Here is a 6,197-nt window from a genome sequence, read left to right on the forward strand (position 1 = left end):
AATGTAATGAACAATATTATTTATATTTTACTTGATCAAGTTCGTAAAGATATGCTCGGAACTTATGGGCATAGTATTGTAAAAACACCTAACCTTGATCGTTTAGCCCGTGATGGTATCCGCTTTAATAATGCCTTTACTCCGGCATCCGTATGCGGTCCTGCACGAACCTCATTATTCACAGGATTAATGCCTTCTAGCCATGGTATTATCAAAAACGGAGAAAAAGGCGGTTCAGGAGAAATCCCTCTACAAAATCCAAATATTGCCAATGTTCAAGGATACAATTCCTTTGTTATTGGTAAGTGGCATGTCGGTACGAAATCAGTCCCGGAAGATTATGGTATTGCCGGCCACAATTTTGACGGCTATGGCTACCCCGGTAGCCAAGTCTATAAAAATATGGTGTTTAACCAACCTCCTACTCATTCTAATCGCTATAAAGAATGGTTAATGGAAAAAGACTACGATATTCCAGAGGTCAGTCATGCCTATTTTGGCGATAATCCACATTTGCGGGTACAAGAATTGTGTGGGTTACTCTCCGGTACAAGAGAACAAACCATTGAATGGTTTATCATTGATGAAGCAAAAAAATATATCCTGCAATCTATTAATGAAAATAAACCATTTTTCGCTTGGATTAACTTCTGGGGACCACATACACCTTGTGTGATCCCAGAGCCTTATTATTCAATGTACAGCCCAGAAGATGTCATACTTGATCCGAGTTTCTTTACCCCTTTGGAAGGGAAACCAAATCACTACCGCACAATATCCCAAATGTGGGGAATGTGGGAAGCAAGCGAAGAACGTTGGAAAGAAGTGATCACTAAATTTTGGGGTTATATTACCCTGATTGATGATGCTATCGGTGAACTATTTCAGTTTTTAGAGCAGCATCAGCTGTACGACAACACCTTTTTAGTTGCAACGGCCGATCATGGTGATGCGATGGGAGCACACAAAATGATTGAAAAAGGGGAGTTTATGTTCGACACCACCTACAATATTCCGTTGATTGTTAAAGATCCTAAATCTTCTCGAATCAACGAAGTAGATGACAATCTGGTTTATCTCCATGATTTAACTTCCACGGTGTATGATGTGGCGAATCAAGCGATCCCTCAAACTTTCCAAGGTGAGAGTATCCTACCGATAACACGCCGGCAGCAAAATAATCAACGTAAGGGGTTGCTATGCCAGCTTGCCGGTCATTTTGTTTATTTTGAACAACGAATGTGGCGACGTAAAGACTATAAATTAGTTTTTAATGCAACTGATTACGGAGAGCTTTACAATATAGAACAAGATCCGGGAGAAATGCACAATTTATTTTATGATTCCCAATATCAAGCAATCAAAAAAGAAATGTTGCAGGAAATGCATCAGGAAATGAAACGGTTAAATGATCCGTTAGAAAATTGGCTTTATCGGATCATTGACGAAATCTAACATATTGAGAAAGTAATTAGGCGAGCATAAGGTTCGTCTAATTACATTGAGGAGATAACCTATTTTATGCAAAAAGCAAATTTTCATTTGATGGCAAAACCTTCTAGCTTTCATTGCAATATCAAATGCGAATATTGCTTTTACTTATCTAAGGAAAATCAGCTTTCTTCTCATCAATTTATGGATGACCATACCTTAAAAAATTATATAAAACATTACATTCAATCCACTCAGCAACAACGTGTTGAATTTGTCTGGCAAGGGGGAGAGCCCACTTTAATGGGGCTTGATTTTTATAAAAAGGCCGTACAATATCAGCAACAATTTAGTCAAGGTAAACATATTACCAATGCGCTACAAACTAATGGTATCGCCCTCAATCGACAATGGGCAGATTTTTTCAAACAACATCAATTTTTAATTGGGATTTCCATTGATGGGCTAAGCGATATTCACGATCAGTATAGAATCTCAACCAATGGAAAACCCACTTACGAAAAAGTCAAACAAAGCATTGAATTATTACTCAATGCCAATGTTGAATTTAATACACTCACCGTTGTTAATAATCAAAATTGGAATAAAGGAAAAGAAACTTATCAAGCCCTAAAATCTTTGGGAAGTCGATTTATGCAATTTATTCCTATTGTGGAACAACATCAAGGTCAAATACAATCATTTTCAACACCTCCCGAAGGTTACGGAAAATTTTTGACTGATGTTTTTTATGAATGGCTTCCTGATCGTGGGACTATTTTTGTCATTGAGTTTGATAATCTATTGGGTCAGTGGTTAGGCTATCCCGCTAATAATTGTGTTTTCCGCCCAACCTGCGGCAGCTCCATGATTGTAGAAGCTAATGGCGATGTATATAGTTGCGATCATTTTGTTTACCCCAAATACAAAGTGGGAAATCTAAATCAACAAAATCTGGCAAAGATTGCACTATCACCAGAACAACAGCAATTCGGTCAGAATAAGCTCTCTACCCTATCAAACTATTGCCTACAATGTAAATTTCGCTTACTCTGTCACGGAGGTTGCCCTAAACATCGTATTGTTACCCAGCCTAAAGGTTATCCCCATAATTATCTTTGTCCGTCTTATCGGTATTTTTTTAGTGAAACATCGGGTATAATGCGACAAATGAGCGAGCAAATTCGTTTCATATAATAAAGATTGCTATAATAGATCCAAGATATTCTCTTTCCTCTTTACCCCTTTTTTTCAAAAAACAACCTCAAAATTTAAGAAAGGAATCTTATGCGATTAGATAAATTCGTAGCCGAAAATACCGGCTTAACACGCTCTCAAGCAGCTAAAGCTATTCGCCAAAGTGCGGTCAAAATTAACGGTGAAATTGAAAAAAATAGCGCCTGTAAAATTTCAAAAGAAGATAAAATTTATTTTGAAGATACTTTACTCACTTGGCTGGAAAGTGGGCAATATTTTATGTTGAACAAGCCACAAGGTTACATATGTTCAAATGATGATGGCGACTACCCCACTATTTATCAATTTTTTGATTACCCGCTCGCCGGAAAATTACATAGTGCCGGACGTTTAGATGTGGACACAACGGGGCTTGTGTTACTCACCGATGATGGGCAATGGTCGCACCGTATTACTTCCCCGAAACACCATTGTGATAAAACCTATCTCGTGACCCTTGCAGATCCGGTTGAACCCCATTATACACAAACCTTTGAAGAAGGAATTTTATTACGTGGGGAAAAAACACTCACAAAACCCGCAAAACTTGAAATTTTAGATGATTACAATGTCAATCTGACAATCTCGGAAGGGCGCTATCACCAAGTTAAACGAATGTTCGCCGCACTCGGCAATAAAGTTGTCGGATTACACCGTTGGAAAATCGGTACAGTAAAATTAGACGAAAACCTAGAAGAAGGCGAATACCGCCCACTCACACAATTAGAAATAGACAGTTTGGTAAAATAATATGAGAAAAACAATAAAACCTACATTCATTTTTATTATGACCCTTGGCATTTTATCCATGTTGCCGCCTTTTGGTGTCGATATGTATTTGCCGTCTTTTTTAGAAATTGCCAAAGATTTCAATATCAGTCCGGAACAAGTACAGCACACACTCACTGCCTTTGCATACGGCATGGCATTCGGGCAGTTATTTTGGGGACCGTTCGGCGACAGTTTCGGACGCAAACCGATCATTTTGCTTGGCGTGATTATCAGCGCTATTGCCGCATTGATTTTGACCGGAATTAATTCTATCGGAAATTTCACCGCACTTCGTTTTATCCAGGGATTCTTCGGTGCTGCACCTGTGGTGCTTTCCGGTGCATTATTACGCGATTTATTCAGTAAAAATGAATTATCAAAAGTGATATCCACTATCACGCTCGTGTTTATGATTGCTCCTTTGGTTGCCCCAATTATCGGCGGTTACATCGTAAAATATTTCCACTGGCACGCTATTTTTTATGTCATTGCATTAATGGGCATATTATCAACATTGTTAGTATTTTTTATCATTCCCGAAACCCATAAAAAAGAAAACCGTATTCCACTTCGTTTAAACATTATTGCCCGAAACTTTATGAGCCTATGGAAACAAAAACAAGTGTTAGGCTATATGTTTGCCGCCTCTTTCGGGTTTGGCGGTTTGTTTGCTTTCATTACTGCCGGTTCTATTGTGTACATCGGAATTTACGGTATTCCTGTCGATAAATTCGGCTACTTCTTTATGCTGAATATTGCCATTATGACTTTCGCCTCTTTCCTAAACGGGCGATTTGTAATAAAAGTCGGGGCGGAAACCATGTTACGCATTGGTATTGCGATTCAATTTTTATCGGGAGTCTGGCTTATACTGACCGCACTTTTTGATTTCGGCTTTTGGTCAATGGCGATAGGCGTAGCGTTTTTTGTCGGGCAAAATCCGCTGATTTCTTCTAATGCAATGGCATCCATTTTAGAAAAATTCCCCACAATATCCGGTACTGCCAATTCCTTGGTAGGCAGCGTGCGTTTTGCCACCGGTGCGATTATGGGAAGCTTAGTTGCCACCATGAAAATGGATACCGCTGCTCCGATGCTATTCACCATGGGAGCTTGTGTCGTGATTGCGGTATTAGCCTATTATTTTCTGACTTATCGAAATTTGAAAAGGTAAAAAAATGCGATCAATTTTGACCGCACTTTGACTTTTCTATTTCCAAGTGTCTTGTTCAAACACCCGTTTTTTTAATTCAGGATAATTTTCAATTTTAAACTCCGGTATTTTCCCGGCTTTCAGTTGAAGTTGATAATCCTTCAATAATTTCCACACAATCGGTGAAAGCAACACGATTGCCACCAAATTAAGAATTGCCATTACTGCCATCACCGTATCGGCGAAATTCCACACTACATTGCCGGAACGTACTGCACCAAAGTAAACGAAAAACAGAACAGTCAAACGGAATAACAACACAAACCACGGTTTATTTTTAATAAAGCGGACATTACTTTCTGCGTAAGCATAGTTACCAATAATAGAAGAGTAGGCAAAAAGCAATAAAATAAAGGCAAGGAAATGCAAGCCAAATTCACCCACATGATATTGCAAAGCGTTTTGTGTGAGAGAAATACTTTTGAGCTCTTCACCGCCATAATTATTTGAAAGCAAAATCACGATAGCCGTACAAGTACACACCATCATGGTATCCACAAATACGCCAAGCATTTGCACTAAACCTTGGCTAACCGGGTGTTTCACATGGGCAGCCGCTGCGGCATTAGGGGCTGACCCCATACCGGCTTCGTTGGAAAATAAACCACGTTTAATCCCCATCATCATAGCTTTAGACACCATCGCGCCGAAGAAACCGCCTGCCGCCGCATCAAAGGTAAAGGCACTTTTGATGATGTTACTGATCACCGTTGGCACCAATTCAATGTTCATACCCAAAATAATCACTGCCATAATGAGATAGAACAATGCCATCATCGGCACAAGACTGCTGGAAATCACGGCAATGCGTTTAATTCCACCAAAAATAATAGCGGCGGTTAAAATCACCAACACAATACCGACATACTCACCTTGCCAATCCCAAGCATTACGTGTGGCTTCTACAATGGAATTTGACTGCACGGAATTGAAAGCAAAACCAAAAGTAAAAATCAGTGCAACCGCAAACGCCACCGCCATACTACGTGACTTCAATCCCTGCACCATGTAGTAAGCCGGACCGCCACGATATGTTCCGTCTTTATCTTGAATTTTAAATAACTGTGCCAAAGTGGACTCTGCAAATGCGCTCGACATACCAATAAAGGCAGTGATCCACATCCAAAATACTGCACCTTCTCCACCAAGCGCTATCGCTGTGGCAACGCCGCCAATATTCCCTACCCCAACCCGGCTGGCAAGCCCTGTTGCAAAGGCTTGGAAAGGGGTTAAAGAGCTGCCTTCTGCCGCCCGCCCAAACCACATTTCCTGAATACTCACCGGGAATAATCGTAACTGCACGAAACCCGTTGTAATAGTGAAAAATAAACCGACACCAAGTAAAATCACAATGGTCAAATTCCAGATCGGTCCGTCAAGGTGAGCAACAATCCATACTAACAGTTGCTCTAAATAGTTAATCAGTTCCATAAAATCCTCCGGATGAAAAGAAAGGGTGATTGTAGAAAAAAATAAGAAAAAAACGATGTTTATCAATAATATATTAAAAAGAAATGAATTTTGAGAAGATTTTATTCAATTAAAT

Annotated in this window: 5 protein-coding genes; 4 read left to right on the plus strand and 1 reads right to left on the minus strand. The window is 39.6% G+C overall.

Features of this window, described 5'->3' with window-relative positions; genetic code table 11:
- Positions 1 to 6: 6 nt before the first annotated feature.
- From BKK47_RS07985 to BKK47_RS08000, 4 genes are all read left to right on the plus strand, one after another.
- A complete protein-coding gene (locus BKK47_RS07985) occupies positions 7 to 1,455 on the plus strand; it encodes a sulfatase family protein (protein ID WP_077494335.1) in 1,449 nt (482 codons plus the stop codon).
- Positions 1,456 to 1,521: 66 nt separating this feature from the next.
- A complete protein-coding gene (locus tag BKK47_RS07990) occupies positions 1,522 to 2,628 on the plus strand; it encodes an anaerobic sulfatase maturase (protein ID WP_077494336.1) in 1,107 nt (368 codons plus the stop codon).
- 90 nt (positions 2,629 to 2,718) lie between these two features.
- Positions 2,719 to 3,417: a 16S rRNA pseudouridine(516) synthase RsuA gene (gene rsuA, locus BKK47_RS07995; protein WP_077494337.1), complete on the plus strand. Its 699-nt coding sequence runs from the start codon at positions 2,719 to 2,721 to the stop codon at positions 3,415 to 3,417.
- 1 nt (position 3,418) lies between these two features.
- On the plus strand, positions 3,419 to 4,612 hold the full coding sequence (locus tag BKK47_RS08000; protein ID WP_077494338.1) for a Bcr/CflA family multidrug efflux MFS transporter: 1,194 nt from the start codon (positions 3,419 to 3,421) through the stop codon (positions 4,610 to 4,612).
- 36 nt (positions 4,613 to 4,648) lie between these two features.
- On the opposite strand, the gene BKK47_RS08005 is transcribed toward BKK47_RS08000, so the two are convergent.
- Positions 4,649 to 6,082, minus strand: a complete 1,434-nt coding sequence (locus tag BKK47_RS08005; RefSeq protein WP_077494339.1) for an alanine/glycine:cation symporter family protein — start codon at positions 6,080 to 6,082, stop codon at positions 4,649 to 4,651.
- Positions 6,083 to 6,197 lie beyond the last annotated feature (115 nt).

The organism is Rodentibacter mrazii (assembly GCF_001998825.1).
GTDB classification, from domain to species: Bacteria; Pseudomonadota; Gammaproteobacteria; order Enterobacterales; family Pasteurellaceae; genus Rodentibacter; species Rodentibacter mrazii.

Excerpts from the sequence above, each read along its gene's own strand:
- BKK47_RS07985 (WP_077494335.1), top strand. The coding sequence starts at position 7 with ATGAACAATATTATTTATATTTTACTTGATCAAGTTCGTAAAGATATG.
- BKK47_RS07990 (WP_077494336.1), top strand. The coding sequence starts at position 1,522 with ATGCAAAAAGCAAATTTTCATTTGATGGCAAAACCTTCTAGCTTTCAT.
- rsuA (WP_077494337.1), top strand. The coding sequence starts at position 2,719 with ATGCGATTAGATAAATTCGTAGCCGAAAATACCGGCTTAACACGCTCT.
- BKK47_RS08000 (WP_077494338.1), top strand. The coding sequence starts at position 3,419 with ATGAGAAAAACAATAAAACCTACATTCATTTTTATTATGACCCTTGGC.
- BKK47_RS08005 (WP_077494339.1), bottom strand. The coding sequence starts at position 6,082 with ATGGAACTGATTAACTATTTAGAGCAACTGTTAGTATGGATTGTTGCT.